Annotated in this window: 10 protein-coding genes; 3 read left to right on the forward strand and 7 right to left on the reverse strand. The window is 60.0% G+C overall.

Annotated elements, in window-relative coordinates:
* Positions 1–32: 32 nt before the first annotated feature.
* From ACYU70_RS01690 to ACYU70_RS01700, 3 genes are all read left to right on the forward strand, one after another.
* On the forward strand, positions 33–3,191 hold the full coding sequence (locus ACYU70_RS01690; protein ID WP_342299594.1) for an efflux RND transporter permease subunit: 3,159 nt from the start codon (positions 33–35) through the stop codon (positions 3,189–3,191).
* 276 nt (positions 3,192–3,467) lie between these two features.
* Positions 3,468–6,617: an efflux RND transporter permease subunit gene (locus ACYU70_RS01695; protein ID WP_342299596.1), complete on the forward strand. Its 3,150-nt coding sequence runs from the start codon at positions 3,468–3,470 to the stop codon at positions 6,615–6,617.
* A 183-nt stretch (positions 6,618–6,800) separates the two neighbouring features.
* A complete protein-coding gene (locus tag ACYU70_RS01700) occupies positions 6,801–7,850 on the forward strand; it encodes a methyltransferase domain-containing protein (RefSeq protein WP_342299598.1) in 1,050 nt (349 codons plus the stop codon).
* Positions 7,851–7,917: 67 nt separating this feature from the next.
* On the opposite strand, the gene ACYU70_RS01705 is transcribed toward ACYU70_RS01700, so the two are convergent.
* The 7 genes from ACYU70_RS01705 to ACYU70_RS01735 all read right to left on the reverse strand — a co-directional run bounded on the left by ACYU70_RS01705 (position 7,918) and on the right by ACYU70_RS01735 (position 16,662).
* The gene (locus tag ACYU70_RS01705; RefSeq protein WP_342299599.1) at positions 7,918–9,405 is read right to left on the reverse strand and encodes an oligosaccharide flippase family protein; all 1,488 of its coding nucleotides are present in this window, start codon (positions 9,403–9,405) and stop codon (positions 7,918–7,920) included.
* An 86-nt stretch (positions 9,406–9,491) separates the two neighbouring features.
* Complete coding sequence (locus ACYU70_RS01710) at positions 9,492–10,802, reverse strand: DUF7033 domain-containing protein (RefSeq protein WP_342299600.1); 1,311 nt, start codon at positions 10,800–10,802, stop codon at positions 9,492–9,494.
* Between the two features lie 84 nt (positions 10,803–10,886).
* Complete coding sequence (locus ACYU70_RS01715; RefSeq protein WP_342299602.1) at positions 10,887–12,194, reverse strand: glycosyltransferase family protein; 1,308 nt, start codon at positions 12,192–12,194, stop codon at positions 10,887–10,889.
* Positions 12,194–13,237 (reverse strand): pseudaminic acid synthase, encoded by a 1,044-nt coding sequence (pseI, locus tag ACYU70_RS01720; RefSeq protein ID WP_342299603.1) that lies wholly within the window; start codon positions 13,235–13,237, stop codon positions 12,194–12,196. The genes ACYU70_RS01715 and pseI overlap by 1 nt, the downstream gene beginning before the upstream one ends.
* A 123-nt stretch (positions 13,238–13,360) precedes the next feature.
* Positions 13,361–14,005 (reverse strand): HAD family hydrolase, encoded by a 645-nt coding sequence (locus tag ACYU70_RS01725; RefSeq protein WP_342299606.1) that lies wholly within the window; start codon positions 14,003–14,005, stop codon positions 13,361–13,363.
* A gap of 127 nt (positions 14,006–14,132) precedes the next feature.
* Positions 14,133–16,097, reverse strand: a complete 1,965-nt coding sequence (locus ACYU70_RS01730; protein ID WP_342299607.1) for an NAD-dependent epimerase/dehydratase family protein — start codon at positions 16,095–16,097, stop codon at positions 14,133–14,135.
* Entirely contained in the window at positions 16,069–16,662 is a 594-nt protein-coding gene (locus ACYU70_RS01735) for a GNAT family N-acetyltransferase (RefSeq protein WP_342299608.1), read from the reverse strand. Before ACYU70_RS01735 ends, ACYU70_RS01730 begins: the two co-directional genes overlap by 29 nt.
* Between the last annotated feature and the right edge of the window lie 20 nt (positions 16,663–16,682).

Here is a 16,682-nt window from a genome sequence, read left to right on the forward strand (position 1 = left end):
CATCATTGTTTCTTCACTGTTAGAAACTGAAAATGAACAAGTTTATTCAAGGCATTATTGCCTTTTCGCTTAAGAATAAGGGCTTCATCTTCCTCATGACGCTCGTGGTGGTGGTGATGGGCATCGTGAGCTACCGGAACACGCCCATCGAGGCCTTCCCGGACGTTACCAACACCGAAATCACCATCATCACGCAGTGGCCTGGCCGCTCGGCCGAGGAGATGGAGAAGTTCGTGACTGTGCCCATCGAAATTGCCCTGAACCCGGTACAGAAAAAGGCCTCGGTGCGCAGCACCACGCTGTTCGGCCTGTCGGTGGTGAAGGTGATTTTTGACGATGGCGTGGACGATGCCTTCGCGCGCCCACAGGTGAACAACCTGCTGCGCGAAGTGGACCTGCCCGACGGCATCACGCCCGACGTGCAGCCGCCCTACGGCCCCACCGGCGAAATCTACCGCTACACGCTGGAAAGCAAAACCAAGACCGTACGCGAGCTCAAAACTCTGCAGGACTGGGTGATTGAGCGCAACCTGAAAGCCGTGCCCGGCGTGGCCGACGTGAACAGCTTCGGCGGCGAGGTGAAGGACTACGAAATCTCGGTGAACCCCGGCAAGTTGCAGGATTTCGGCCTCACGCCGCTCGACCTCTATACGGCGGTGCAGCGCTCCAACATCAACGTGGGAGGCGACGTGATAAACGAGGGCCAGCAGAACTACGTGGTGCGCGGCATCGGCCTGCTGAACAACATCTCCGACATCACCAACACGGTGATAAAGAACGTGAACGGTGTGCCGATTCTGGTGCGCGACGTGGCCAAAGTGACCGAAAGCGCCCTGCCGCGTCTGGGCCAGGTCGGCCGCGGCTTCGAGGACGACAAGCTGGAAGGTATCGTGGTGATGCGCAAGGGCGAAAACCCTTCGGAAGTCATTGCCCGCCTGCATGATAAGGTGGAAGAGCTGAACTCAAAAATCCTGCCGCCCGACGTGAAGATGAAAACCTTCTACGACCGGCAGCAACTCATCGATTTCTCGACGGAGACGGTGATTCACAACCTCATGGAAGGCATTGTGCTGGTCACGCTCATCGTGTTCCTGTTCATGGCCGACTGGCGCACGACGGTGATTGTGTCGGTGATTATACCGCTGGCGCTGCTGTTTGCCTTCATCTGCCTGCGCTTGCGCGGCATGAGCGCCAACCTGCTGAGCATGGGCGCGATTGACTTCGGTATCATCATCGATGGCGCGGTGGTGATGGTGGAAGGGCTCTTCGTGGCCCTCGACCATAAGGCGCATGAGCTGGGCATGGAGCGGTTCAATAAGCTCTCCAAGCTAGGCTTGATTAAGAAGTCGGGCCGCGAGATGGGCAAGTCGATTTTCTTCGCCAAAGCCATTATTATCACCGCGTTGCTGCCGATTTTTTCCTTCGAGAAGGTGGAAGGCAAGGTGTTCAGCCCGCTGGCCTGGACGTTGGGTTTTGCCCTGCTGGGCGCGCTGATTTTCACCCTCACGCTGGTGCCGGTGCTGGTGAGCATCCTGCTGAAAAAGAACGTGAAGGAGAAGGACAACTTCTTCGTGCGCGGCGTGAACAACGGGGCCAACCGTTTCTTCCGCTTCACCTACGCCCGCAAAACGGCCACGCTCATCATCGCCTTCGTTGTGACGGCCGTGGGCCTGTATTCCTTCTCATTCCTGGGCTCGGAGTTCCTGCCGGAGCTGAACGAGGGCTCGATTTACGTGCGGGCGCAGCTGCCGCTGAGCATCAGCCTGGAATCCTCAAACGAGCTGTGCAACCAGATGCGGCGCGACTTCCTGAGCTTCCCCGAGGTGAGCGACGTGGTGAGCCAGACCGGCCGCCCCAACGACGGCACCGACCCCACGGGCTTCTATAACAACGAGTTTCTGGTGCAGCTCAAGCACACGCCGGAAGTGGAGAAGAAGATGAAATCAAAGGCCTACCGCGAGGATTTGGTGGAGCGCATGAAAGCCAAGCTCGACAAGTTTACGGGCGTCGATTTCAACTTCTCGCAGCCTATTACCGACAACGTGGAGGAAGCCGCCTCGGGCGTGAAAGGCTCCATTGCCGTGAAGATTTACGGTACCGACCTGGCTACGCTGGAGGCCAAGGCCCGCGAGGTGTATGAGGTGCTGAAAACCGTGAAGGGCATTGACGACCTAGGCGTGTTGCGCAACATCGGCCAGCCCGAGTTCCATGTCGACCTCGACGAGCGCCGCATGGCCAGCTACGGCGTGAATAAATCGGACGCCAACTCGGTGCTGGAAATGGCCGTGGGCGGCAAGGAAGCCACACAACTGTACGAAGGCGAGCGCAAATTCCCCATCCGGGTACGCTACGAGCCCCAGTTCCGGCAGACGCCGGCCGAAATCGCGGCCCTGATGGTGCCCACCCAATCGGGCAAAACCATTCCGCTCTCCGAAATTGCCAACATCGGCTCCGTCACCGGCCCGAGCCTGATTTACCGCGACGACAACCGCCGCTTCGCTGCCGTGAAATTCAGCATCCGCGGCCGCGACATGGGCTCTACCATCAAGGAAGCGCAGGAAAAAGTGAACCGCCACGTGAAGCTGCCCGCCGGCTACGAGCAGAAATGGACCGGCGACTTCGAGAACCAGCGCCGCGCCCAGCAGCGCCTTACGCAGGTGGTGCCCATCTCGCTGGGCCTCATCTTCTTCATCCTTTTCATCCTGTTCAGCAACCTAAAGGATGCCGGGCTGGTACTGCTCAACGTGCCGTTTGCCATTATCGGCGGCATCGCGGCGCTGCTCATCACGCACACCAACTTCTCGATTTCGGCCGGTATTGGCTTCATCGCTCTGTTCGGTATCTGTATTCAGAACGGCGTGATTCTCATCTCCGTCTTCAAGCAGAATCTGGTCAAGAAGCACTCGCTCGACCATTCTATCAACGAAGGCGTGATTTCCCGGGTGCGCCCGGTGGTGATGACGGCCCTCATGGCCACCATCGGCCTGATGCCGGCCGCCATCTCAACGGGCATTGGCTCGGAGACTTCCAAGCCGCTGGCCATCGTGGTAATCGGTGGTTTGATAACGGGTACCATCCTCACGCTCTTTGTGTTCCCGCTGGTGTTCGAGCGCTTCTACCGCTCAGAGCACACCAAGTACGTGGCGCTGCCCGGCGAGCCCGGCTACGTGGAGCCGGTGGCTACGCACTAACCAGCTGTAGCGTGGACTCTGCGAGTCCGCGCCTGCCCGAACGACATCTGCTACGCGCGGACTCTCAGAGTCCACGCTACATAAAAAAAGCCCGCTGCCTTAACCAGGTGGCGGGCTTTTTTTATGCTTTCCGGCTTCATATATCCTTCACGGCTTCATAAAATCCTCATTGTTTTCTCATCAACTTTTCACCAGATTCTCATTTTCCGGCCGGCAACTATTCAAATAGGCCGCCATCGCAACTCGACACGTCGCTGCTTCCCACCACGCACTTGCATGAATAAGTTTATTTCCGGCATCGTTGCCTTCTCGCTGAAGAACCGCTTCTTCATCTTTTTCATGACGGCGCTGCTCGTCGCCGGCGGCACTTACAGCTACGTCCACACGCCCATCGAAGCGTTTCCGGACGTGACGAATACCCAGATGATTATCGTGAGCCTCTGGCCTGGCCGCTCGGCCGAGGAGGTGGAGCGGTTCGTGAGCACGCCCATTGAGGTGGCGATGAACTCGGTGCAGATGAAAAGCAACATGCGCAGTATCAGTATGTTTGGCTTATCGGTGCTCAAGATAAACTTCGAGGACAACGTGGAAGATTTCTTCGCCCGGCAGCAGGTGAACAACCTGCTGAGTGGGGTGAATTTGCCGGTCGGGTGCGACTCGCACGTGCAGCCGCCTTACGGTCCCACCGGTGAGATTTTCCGCTACACGGTGCAGAGCCGCACCGGCCGCAGTACCAACGAGCTGCTTGCCATTCAGGACTGGACGGTGGAACGGCAGCTGAAATCCGTGCCCGGCGTGGCCGACATCGCGGCCTTCGGCGGCACGCGTAAGGTGTACGAAATCAGCGTAAACCCTGCCATGCTGGCCAAGTACGACATGACCCCGCTGGAGGTATTCGAGGCCGTGCAGAAGTCGAACATGAACGTGGGCGGCGACGTGATTGAGAAGAACTCGCAGAGCTACGTGGTGCGCGGCATCGGCCTGCTCACCAAGCCCGAAGACATCGGTAACATCATCGTCAAGGACATCAACAACGTGCCCGTGCTGGTGCGCAACGTGGCCAAAGTGACTGAAAGCAACGCCCCTCGTGTGGGCCAGGCTGGGCTGGACGACCAGAGCGACGTGGTAGAAGGCATCGTCATCATGCGCAAGGGTGAAAACCCCGCTGAGGTGCTGGGCCGCGTGAAGGCTAAAATCGCCGAGCTTAACGAGAAAGTTCTGCCCAACGACGTGTACCTCAAAACGTTCTATGACCGCGACGTGCTGATGGACCACTGCACGCACACCGTAATCCACAACCTGATTGAGGGCATTGTGCTGGTGACGCTCATCGTGCTCATCTTCATGGCAGATTGGCGCACTACGCTCACGGTGGGCGTGGTGGTGCCGCTGGCGCTGCTGTTTGCCTTCGTGTGCCTGCGCCTTAAAGGCATGAGTGCCAACCTGCTGAGTATGGGCGCGATTGACTTCGGTATCATCATCGACGGGGCCGTGGTGATGGTGGAGGGCATTTTTGTGGTGCTCGACCACAAGGCGCATCAGGTGGGGATGGAGAAGTTCAACAAGCTGGCCAAGCTGGGCATGATTAAGAAGACCGGCGGCGAGCTGGGAAAGGCCGTGTTCTTTGCCAAGCTGATTATTCTGACCTGCCTGCTGCCCATTTTCGCTTTCGAGAAAGTGGAGGGCAAGATGTTCAGTCCGCTGGCCTACACGCTGGGCTTCGCCTTGATTGGCGCACTGATTCTGACCCTGACGCTGGTGCCAGTGCTGTGCTCGCTGCTGCTCAATAAGGATGTGAAGGAGAAGAACAACCCAGTGGTGAATTTCTTCGACAACATCGTAACCAGCGCTTTTGGCTTCACTTATCGCCACAAGCTGTTGAGCTTTGGAGTGACGATGGCCATTGTTGTGGCCGGTTTATATTCCTTCAAGCTGCTGGGTTCGGAGTTTCTGCCGGAGCTGAACGAGGGCGCGCTGTGGGTAGAAACCAAGCTGCCGATGTCGTCCTCGCTCACCGAAACCAACAAGATGGCGGCCAACTACCGCCGCATCCTGCGCTCATTTCCAGAGGTGACTTCGGTGCTGAGCCAGACCGGCCGCTCGAACGACGGCACCGACCCCTCGGGCATCTACTACGTGCAGGCGCAGGTCAACCTCAAGCCCAAGGAGGAGTGGAAGCGCAACATCACAAAGGAGCAGCTGATTGACGAAATGGACAAGAAGCTGAAGGAGTACCCCGGCATCATTTTCAACTACTCGCAGCCCATTATTGACAACGTGGAGGAGGCGGTGGCCGGCATCAATGCCGCGCTGGCGGTGAAGATTTTCGGCAATGATTTGAAGGAGCTCGACGGCAAGGCCAATGAGGTGATGAAAGTGCTCGGCGGCGTGCGCGGCGTGAAGGACCTGGGCATTCTGCGGAACCTGGGCCAGCCCGAAATGAGCGTGCGCCTCGACCAGACCCGCATGGCCGCCTACGGCGTGCAAACGGCTGATGCACAGACAGTAGTGGAGATGGCCGTGGGCGGCAAGGCCGCCACCCAGATTTACGAAGGCGAGCGCAAGTTTGACGTGACCGTGCGCTACCCCAAGCAGGACCGCGACACCGAAGCCAAGATTGGCGAGCTGCGCGTGCCCACCATCCGGGGCGGCAAGGTGGCGCTCAAGGAAATTGCCACCATCAAAACCGAAAACGGCCCGGCTTTCGTGTACCACGATAATGGTCAGCGCTTTATCGCCGTGAAATTCTCCATCCGCGACCGCGACATGGGCTCGACCATCGCCGAAGCGCAGAAGAAAATGGACCAGACCATCAAGCTCGGCAAGGGCTACCGCATTGAGTGGGCCGGCGAGTTTGAGAATCAGGTGCGGGCCACCAAGCGGCTCACGCAGGTGGTGCCGGTGTCGCTGGTTATCATTTTCATCCTGTTGTTCATCACCTTCGGCAACGGCAAGGATGCCGCGTTGGTGCTGGCCAACGTGCCGTTTGCACTCATTGGTGGCATCGCGGCGCTGCACATTACGGGTGTCAACTTCTCGATTTCGGCAGGCATCGGATTCATCGCGTTGCTGGGGATATGTATTCAGAACGGCATCGTCCTGATTACCGTATTTAAAGAGAACCTGCGCAAGAAGATGAGCCTGGCCGAAAGCCTGCGCCTGGGCGTGGCCTCGCGCGTGCGCCCCGTGGTGATGACGGCCCTCATGGCCATGATTGGCCTGTTCCCGGCGGCGCTCAGCACGGGCATCGGCTCCGAAACGCAGAAGCCGCTGGCCATCGTGGTGATTGGCGGGCTAGTAACGGCCACGGTGCTCACGCTGCTGATTTTCCCGCTCATCTTCGCCTTCTTCTACCGCGAAATGCACCAGGATGGCCCGGCACCCAAGCGCGTGAGTGAGGAGCGGCCGGTGCTGGTGGGAGCGTAGGCCTGTAGCGCGGGCTCTGTGAGTCCGCGCCCGTATGCGCCGTAGGGAACAGTTTAAACGAAAACCGGGCAGGCGCGGACTCGCAGAGTCCATGCGATAGTTGGAAAGAACTTCGGGCGTCCAAACCAGTTGTTCCCGGCACAACGTATTTTCGACCTCAACTATCGAATTCCCTCTCCAGATATGGCTTCTTCCGAAACCCGCGCTCAGGTGCAGGACTACTACGGTACCCAGCTGCAAACCAGCCAGGACCTGCTCACCAATGCGTGCTGCACCGACGATATTCCGTTGGCCCACCGCCGCATTCTATCGCAGCTGGAGCCGGAGGTGCTGGAGAAATACTACGGCTGCGGCGTGTGCATTCCCGAGGCCATTGAAGGCATCACGGTGCTGGATTTGGGCTCCGGCTCGGGCCGCGATGCGTATCTGCTCTCAAAGCTGGTGGGCGAAAACGGCCACGTTATCGGCGTAGATATGACCGGGGAGCAGCTCGACGTGGCCCGCCGCCACATCGACGCCCATACCGTCACCTTTGGCTACTCTAAACCCAACGTGGAGTTTCGCCACGGCTACATCGAAGACCTGAAATCGGCCAATATCGCCGACAATAGCGTGGACTTGGTGGTGAGCAACTGCGTGCTCAACCTGAGCACCGATAAGGAAGCCACCTACCGCGAGATTTTCCGGGTGCTGAAGCCCGGTGGTGAGCTATTCATCGCCGACGTATTTGCCGACCGCCGTGTGCCCGAAAACCTGCGCCAGGACCCGGTTTTGTACGGCGAATGCCTGAGCGGCGCTATGTACACCGAGGATTTCCGCCGTCTGCTGCTGCGCCTGGGCATCAACGACTACCGCCTGATGAGCAGCCGCCGCCTCACCATCAACAACCCCGAGATTGAGGCCAAAGTGGGTAATATCGGCTTCTACTCGCTCACGGTGCGTGCCTTCAAGCTCGACATCGAAGACAAGTGCGAAGACCACGGCCAGGTGGCTACTTACCTGGGCACCGTGCCAGGCCAGCCCCACCAGTTCGTGCTCGATGACCACCACACCTTCGAAACCGGCCGGCCCATGCTGGTGTGCGGTAACACGGCCGCCATGGTGGCCGACACGCGTTACGCGCCCCATTTCAAAGTGCTGGGCGATACCAGCCAGCATTTCGGTTTGTTCGACTGCGGGCCTTCGCCGGTAGCGGTGGCGGCGGGCGAGGCGGTGAGTGGCAGCTGCTGCTAAACAGCGTGTTTTTGCTTTAAAAAGAAGGGTGGGCCAGAAGATGGCTCACCCTTCTTTTTTGTAAGAATCAGCGCGTGAGTCGAGCTCGTAGGCTGGCCAACAAGTTGGCGGCCTCCGGCGCGGTGCCGGTGAGCAACACGCCGGCCCCGTAGAGCACCGTGAGCACACCGCCGCGCATGAGCAGCGTGAGCCAAGCATTGCCGGTTTCGGGCAGAACCCAGGCGATGAATCCTGCCACGGCTGCCACGGCCAAAATGCGTGCAATCTGGCCATCAAAGGGCTGCATACCGTAGTTGCGCCACACAAACCACGTCCGGATGGTGTTGATGCTCACCAGCGCGATGCAGTAGGCGAGGGCCGCGCCGGCCAGCTCCATACGCGGAATCAGCAGCCAGTTGAGGGCGACCACGGCGGCGGCGAGCGAGATATTGAACACCAAATCAAACCGGTAGCGCGGCGACGTAGCCACGATAATGCTGTTGACGCCCGTGATGCCATCAAACAGCCGGCCGGCTAGCAGCAAGAGCACGGCCGTGGTGCCCACCGCGAACTCGGGCCGGTGAATGAGGCCGTAAATGAAATTAAGATTCAGGCCAATACCTAATGCTAAGTAGCAGCCCAGCAGTGTGTTGATGCGCGTGCTGCGTCGGTAGAAATCGGCCATTTTAGCCATGTTGCCTTCTTTCCAGTATTCGGCAATGAGTGAAAACGCCGTCTTATAGAGCGCCCGGAAGGGCAGGACCAGCGCCGTACTCACATTGGTGGCAATGAGGTAGATGCCGGCCGCCGCCAGGCTTACTTTGGTGCCCACCATCAGGCTGTCAATGTTGAGCAGCACCGTGCCCGAGATGTTGCTCAGCAGCACGAAAGCCCCAAAACCCAGCATCTCACGCAGCGGCTTGATGCGCAACGCCGCCCGCGTGGGCCGCAAATGCAACTCACCAATGGCCGCCAGGTAGATTGCCAGCAACACCGCCACCACCGCGTAAGCCCCCACGTAAGCCAGTACGAAGCCGTGGAAGCTGATAACGCCCTGACTGTAAGCCACGGCGGCCCCCACCAGCATCAGCCGAAGCAGGATTTCCTGGCAAAAGGAGGAAAAGGATGTGTGATAGAGTGACCGCAAATAAGCATCCTGCAACGAGCCCAGCATAATGCAGCCCGCCAACGCAATGGCCGCTAGGTAGTGCGGCGAAAGCAGCGCCGCGTCGCCCTTAGCGTACCATTGCAGCAGCAGCGGCTTGCCCACCAGCATGGCCAGCGCCACCACCACAAAGCCCAGCAGCGGCGGCCCCAGTAGCAGCGGAAAGAAGCCCGCGTGGTTGCGCCCCTGATTCCGAAAAAATGGGAAATACCGGATGCCCATGTTGGCGAATCCGAAGGATGCCACCTGTGCCCCAATGGTCGCCATGGGCAGCAATACGCTGGCCGTGAGGCCAATCTGGGCCGGCGAGAGCAGGCGCGGCAGCACCAGAATGGTATTGGCAAAGCCGATGGCGAGGCCGACGTAGGAAATCAGGGTGTTGCGGATGCCCTGGCGCTGAACGATGCCCAATTAGGATGGTATTGAATGAATTGTAGCACATGCTTTTTGCTTGTGCCTTGCCTGACGGGCACAAGCTGAAGCATGTGCGACGGGCCTCAAAGTTCGGCCACAATCCGGCTTCCAGTGAGAAAAGCCGCCCCGCGCTGCTGCAAATAGCCCATTATTTCGGCAAACTGACGCGGGCCGGTCACCCGGTTGGCCGGGTCGAAATGGTCGTTGTGCCAGAGCACGGTGGCTACCCCACCGAACCGCTCAATCTCCTCAAACATGGGCCGGAGTGCGGGCATGATTTCCTCGGGTTGCAGCTGCAAGTAGTTGGGATGGTGCAAGGTAGCGTCCATCACATTGAGCGGGATTTCGAGGAAGCTACAGGCGGTACCCGTTGAGAAGTTGAAGGGAAAAAACGGCAAGCAATAGGAGTTGCGAAAGCCGAAATGCTCAGCAAATCCCAGGGTGGAATCATAGGCGAAGCTGCCGCTGGCCTCGACCAATGCGGGGGTCGTGCGGGGCTCCCAGCAGAGGTAGTGGAAGCGCAGGCCGTCACCGTCTGGTTTCAGGGTTGCTTTTTCCTGGTTCAATCGGACAGCCTCTTTCGCAGTGCCGATGCTGCCATGCAGGCCAATTTCAAAGCCCTGTTGCTGGAGTTGATGCAGGCGTTGGCGAAGGGCCGTGTTAAGGGCGTAGTCGGCATTCGGCGTGCCATTAGCACCTTTCCTAAGCTCTGGCAACATGAAAAAGGTAGAGGCCGCGCCGTATTCCGCCACGGTATCGGCCACGGTTTCCAGGTTGTCCCAAGCATCGGGCCGCGTCAGGTGCTGCCACAGCTGCTGGCCGAAATGCCAAAGCCGGCCCTGCTTCAGCGCGGCTTTAGCAGGCGCTTTCCAAGCACTGCGTAGGTTGTCGATGTCATGGGTGATGAAGGCCGCGAAAGGAGCCGTGCAGTCCCAGCGCCGGGGCTGCAGTGGCTGGCCAGTGACATGCTCCATGGCCGTTTTCAGCACGTCGAAGTAGTAGTTCACCACCGGCAGCGCCACGAAATCATAACTCTTTTGAATGCTGGCTGCATAGGGGAACCGCCCGTGCCGGTCGCGCATATCAGCGAAATATTCCTGCCAGCCGCTGAGTAGGTAGAAGGCCGCCGAGATGACATCGGCGTTGATAACGACACGGCCGGGATACCGGTCGAGCAGTGGGGACTCGGGCCGGCTATCGAAGAAAAACGGCACCCGCTGCCCGGACCATTCGCGGTAGTTCGGAGCTGCCGGGTAGGGGCTTTGGCCCTGAAAAAAGTCGTCCGCCAGGTCAGCCACTTCGATGGGCCGCTGGCTGCCAACGTAGCCAATCAGCTCCGATGGCACGTCCACATAGGCCAACTGAAAATGCCGCAACACATAGGCCAGCCGCATTTCGGTTGAAACCGGAACGGTGCTTATCGGGGGCGGAGTAGTGGCCGATGGCATGGCTTTTATTTGTATAAAACTAGACGATTATCAGCTGGTTGTGATGGATTGATTCAGCCAGTTGTTTAGCAGGTTTGCGGTGTGTAACTGGCTCCGGCCTTCATCGGGCGTGCCCAGCGTGGCGTTGTAATAAGCAGCGCGGAGGTAGAGGTCGGCGGGCTTGTGCAAGGCGTAGCGGCGCAGGGCGGCCGCCAGTTCGGCGGGTGTATCGGCACGCTCCACGAGGCCGCGCGCGGCATAGCCATAATAGTCGTTTGTGAGGGCAAAGGTGCCGAAGCGGAAGTAAATGCTGGCCACGTTCAGGAGCGTTGCTTCGAGGTGCGTGGAGGTGTCGGCGGCAACCAGCGCGTCCTGCCGTAGCAGGAAATCGAACACGTTTTCCTGGCGGGCGCTCGACCATTGCAACGCCGGCAGCAGCTTCCGCAGCGGCTCGAAGTCGCGGCCGTCGCTGGGGTGCGGGCGCAGGGTGAAGGTGAGGTGCGGCAGCTCGCGTAGCAGGTACACCAGCGTGTCTACCAGGGCCGGCATGGGGTCGTGGATGTTGCAGGCGATGCCTACCCGGCGCACGGTTGGGGCAGTGTTTTTCTGATTTAAATAAGCGTCGGCCTTGGGCATGCCCACCAACTCCACCCGGCCCTGCACGGGGCCGCATAGGCGGTACTTGTCCAAGGCATCCTGGCCTTCCAGTAGGCTCAGGTCGAAGCCCAGGGGTGGGAAGTTGGCACTCACACTGGCGTGTTGCACGTAGGCCGTGGGCACGCCCTCGGCGCGGCAGGCCAGCAGTAGGGAGCGGGTGTCGTCGTTGTGGTCGTTGGAGAATATCACGGCCCTGGGCCGGTAGTGCCGCAGCGCCCGCCGGTACACTTCGTAGTAGCCGATGGCGTAGAAAATGAAGTCAAAAAACCGCCAGGCCCGGCCGCCATCAGTTTTCAGCAAACCAAAAAACGAGATAGGAAATTGCCAGTAATACAGCAGCTTGCTTCGCAAGGAAAGCCGGTTCACTGCTGCGTTATAGCGCCCGATGTTCTTGCCTTGCCCCGCCACCAGCACGGCATCCGGCCGGGACTTTTGGATGAATTCCAGCGCGTCGTAGTTATTGGCACTCACCACGTAGAGCCATACCTTGCCGTGCAGGTCGTCGCGGTTTTTTATCGGCTTGATGATGTTGCCCACCAGTCGCAGGCCCGCGTAGCCCAGCACCCGCGCCAGTCGTTTTGCCGGGTTGGCTGGCGAAATATCGGCCAGCGCCGCCGGGGGCAGCCCCGCGAATATGGTAGTGAAGCGCAGCTGCAAAATGTCGCGCAGGCGCGGGATGAGCGGCAGGGTTCGGGCCGGCATTACAGCGCCTCCCAAGTCAACGGGGTGCCGGGTTTCAGGTCTTTGGCGGCTTTGCGGCCCAGCACCACGTCCCAGTGGCGCGGCCACAGGCCATCGCCGGGGCGAATGATTTTCAGGTTATCCGTGGTGAATTCCTCGCCCGCCGCAATGGGCTTGGCCACGTAAATGCTGCGCTTGTAGAGGCGGCTTTTCTCCTCACCGGTCTGGATGCAGAGCTGCACCGTGCCTAATGCCTGGTGGGCACGCTCGGTTTCCTCAACCAAGCTTTTTAACTCGTGCGGCTCCAATGAAAAGGCAGAGTCCACGCCGCCCTCGGCCCGGCTCAGGGTAAAGTGCTTTTCGATGACGCAGGCGCCCAGGGCCACGGCAGCCACGCTCGCGCCCACGCCCATGGTGTGGTCGCTCAGGCCGATGGGGCAGCCGAAAGTTTCGGCCAGCACCGGGATGGTGCGCAGGTTGGTATTGGCCGGTGAGGCGGGGTAGGTGCTGGTGCATTTCAGCAGCACCAGCTCGCGGCAGCCGGCTTCGCGCAACACCCGCACGGCATCGTCAATCTCGGCCAGGGTGGCCGCGCCGGTGCTCACAATCACGGGCTTGCCGGTAGCAGCTACCTTGCGCAGCAGTGGCCAGTGGGCATTTTCGAAAGAGGCAATCTTGTAGGCAGGCACGTCCAGCGACTCCAGAAAATCAACCGCTGTCTCATCAAACGGTGAGCTGAAGGCCAGCATGCCGTGTTGCCGGGCGCGGGCAAACAGCTCGGCGTGCCATTCCCAGGGCGTATGGGCTTCCTCGTAGAGCTTATACAGGTTCTTGCCTTCCCACAGCGACTGGCCTTCCTCGTCAATGGCAAAGCCGGTGTCCATCGTAATGGTGTCGGCGGTATAGGTCTGAAGCTTAAGGGCATCGACGCCGGCAGCGGCGGCGGCATCTACCAGAGCCAGGGCGCGGTCGAGGCTCTGGTTATGGTTGCCGGACATTTCGGCGATGATAAACGGCTTGTGCGCGGGGCCAACCGGACGGCCGCCGATGGTGATTTCGGTCATGGTTTTGGGGGGGGGCGAATCGGAAGCACAAAGGTACACGGGCTATCGCGCGATGTAGCGCGGACTTTTAGTCCGCGAGTATACTGGCTGCGCGGTGGAAGCCCCGCGGACTAAAAGCCCGCGCTACAACTCATCCAGCGAATGAATGCGGCGGTCTGCCTCATGTGCCGCATCGGCCTCGTAGTGGGCATAATTTCCGCGCAAAATCCGGACTGTTTTGAATCCCAGCGGCTTGATGCCCACAAAATCCTTGCGCACGTTGTCGCCCACGTAAGTCACTTCTTCCGGCTTCACACCTTCGCGCCGGCAAATCAGCTGGAAAACGTGCGGGTCGGGCTTGGCGCGGTGGCGGCCGTAGCGGTTGGTGAGGTAGGCGTGGCGCACCCGGCCGGTCAGGCCTAGCGCGGCCACTTTGCGGGCCTGCACTTCCTTGTGGCCATCGGTCACAATGTAGAGTGGCCAGTTGGCGAAGCGGGTGAGGCAGCGCTCAGCATCCGGAAATAAGCTCAGCGTAGGCTTGTGCTGCCGGTAGGTGCGTAGGCAGGCCGCCACCAGCGCCTTGCTCCACCGGCCGTGCTGACGTAGCACGTTATCAAAGACTTGCCCGCGCCCTTGCACGGCTTCCTCGGCAATCATGCCAGCTGCCAGGGTTTCGGCGGGCACGTCCAGTAGCGGGCTCAGAAACTCCGCCACGGCCCGGAAACCACTGTGCACGTAGCTCAACTCAGGGTACAGCGTGTCGTCGAGGTCGAAAACGAGAACGGGCATAAAGTAGGGTGCGGGGCTCGCCCCCGCCCGCCATTGAATGGTCACCTATGACTGACTGGTCGCTGGCTAAAAATTAAAATCTTTCAACGGCGGGCGGGGCAAGCCCTACCGGGTATGACCCCGCACCCTACACCGCTACCACTACATCGGTGGCCATTCGCACCTGCCGCAGTGGCCCCGCCACCGGCCGAAACGGAAACTGCTGCAAATCAGCCCCCGCCGCTTCCTGCAAAAACCAGAAGAACGAATCTACTCCCGCCGCGATGCCCAGCGTGGAGGCCCCGCCAAAACGGCTATTGCACTCGATGATGTGTAGGCCGTCATCAGGCGTGAGCAGCGCTTGCAGCACAAACGGGCCGTAGAGGCCCAGCTTTTCAATAATGGGCGTGAGGCGGGCCAGCAGTTGTGGGTCGTGGAAGGTGGTGGTTATCTGCGACTCGCCGCGCACTACCACGTCGCGGGTGCGGGCCACCAAGCCATGTACCCGGCCAGAGCGGCTCACGTAGCCATCCACGCTGATTTCGCGGCCTTGGATGAAGGGCTGGAAAATGGGCTCGGATAGGGTTTGGGCGTGGGCCACGGCGGCGGCGTAGGGCAGGTTGAGGCCCAGGCTGAGCGAGCCGGCCCCGTGCCGCTCCTTCACCACGAAGGCAGCGTTGGGATTGGGCTGGTCGCCGGCCAGCGTATCGATGCTGAGGCTGGTGGGGATGATGGGTAGCCCATTTTCCTGGCCGAAGGTGCTGAATTCGAGCTTGTCGAGGCAGCGCTGCACGGCTTCGGGCGGGCTCACCAGCACGGCAATGCTGGCATCGGCCAGGGCGGCGCGGTGCCGGCTCCAGAAAGCCAGTTCGCCGTCGCGGGTGGGGATAATGCGCGTTATGCCCTGGGTCTGGCAATGGCCGATGATGGCTGACAGGTGCTCGTCGGTCGTCATGGGCATCGCCCAGCTTTCATCTGTGAAGTGAAAGCCGAGGGCTTGCGGGTTGAGGTCGCCGCCCACGATTTTGATGCCTGGATTCAGGCGCTTGGCGGCATTTTTTACCGCATGGGCCAGCGGCACCTTGGCCGAAATACTGCTGATGAGAACGTGGCCCGGACCTTTCGCAGCCGATGCTTCGGTAGCAGCTAGGGTGTCCTGGCGGGCGCGCTCAAAGGCGATGATTTCAGGAATGGCTACTTCAAGCGTAGTTGGGGGTAGCCAGTCTATCTGGCTCGACCACAAAGTCATATCCGCTTGTGAAGCTTCAAACGGAATGTCAGAAGCCACGTATTTGGCCCGCATTCCGGGGAAGTTTTGCTTCAATACATCTACCACCTCGGCCACGCGGCGGGCGCGGCCGGTGCCTAGATTCACGAGGCCGGTCACGGTTTCGGCGGCGGCCAAGCGGAGCAGGCCTTCGGCCGTGTCGGCGGCGTAGAGGTAGTCGAAAAACGACTCGGCCCCATACACCGTGATTTCTTCGCCCGCCAGCAGCATCCGCACCCAGCGCGAGGTGATGTCGCGCCCGTTGCGCCCATAGCCGCGGTAGATGCGCGGGGCCACCGTGCTGAACTGCTGCGCCCGAAACGTGTCGAGAAAGCGCAGCTCGATTTCGTGGGCCAGCTTGGCCATGCCCGTCAGGTTGCGGGGCAGGATGGGGTCGGTTTCGCGTAGGCTGCGGGGCGCGGCCGGCACTTCCGTGAAGTTGTAGAGGGCCGGGTCGTAGATGAGGTAGCTGGAGGCGAACACCACGCGGCGTAGCGAGGGCAGGTCCTTCTGCACCGTCATCAGGTGGTGGCTGAGTTGCACATTGTGCCGGAAATTCTCCTCCCAGAAGCCGTAGGTTTCGGTGGAACGCTCGAAAGTGGCGGCGAGGTGGATGAACAAATCGGGCGCAAAATCTGCGATTTCCGCTTCGGTGAGGAAGTTTAAATCGCCCTGCCGGTACTGGAATTGGGCTGGGAAATCAACCGGACGCGGCTTGATGTCGCCCACCAGCACTTGGATATCAGCATTGAGCGTAGCCAGGCGGCGCGTCATCTCCTGACCAATTACGCCGGCCCCGCCGCTGATGAAAATTCGTTTAAAGGGCAATTCCAAAGGCTGTGGCATAGTCGGCGGCCAGTTGGCCGTGCATCAGTGAATCGGTAAAAGTACCCGGCGCAAGCTGGATATGCTGCCGCAAACGGCCTTCCAGCTGAAAGCCGGCTTCTTCCAGAATGGCAATGTGGGCCGGCCGGATGTCGTAAGTTTCGGTGAAAAGGCGGTTGAATTTCAAGCCCTCAAATGCCACCTGGCCTAGCAGGCGCAGGTGCGCCAGGAAATCCTGCCGGTATGTAGCTGCATCGGCCGCCCGCGTGGGTTCTACCAGAAACGAAACCTCGGCCCGCAAATCCAGCCAGGAAATATGGACCAAGCCGCCGTAGGCAATTAGCTCACTATCATGCAGCAGAGAAAAAAGCAATTGACCCGGCTTTTCCTGCTCAAATAGCGGCAATACTATGCGCTGAAAGTAAGTGTCTTGCTGCTCAGCGGTGAGTGGTGCGGCTTGGCGCAATACTTCCAGTTGCGCGTTGCGCCAGGCGCGGATGGGCTCCCGGTCCTCGTATCGGATGGGGATGAGGCGGTAGGCTCCGTAGCGGTATTCGGCTTGCGGGAGGGGGCGGAAGGTGGTCACGGGATGAAATTAAAGAACGT

The organism is Hymenobacter segetis (assembly GCF_054776495.1).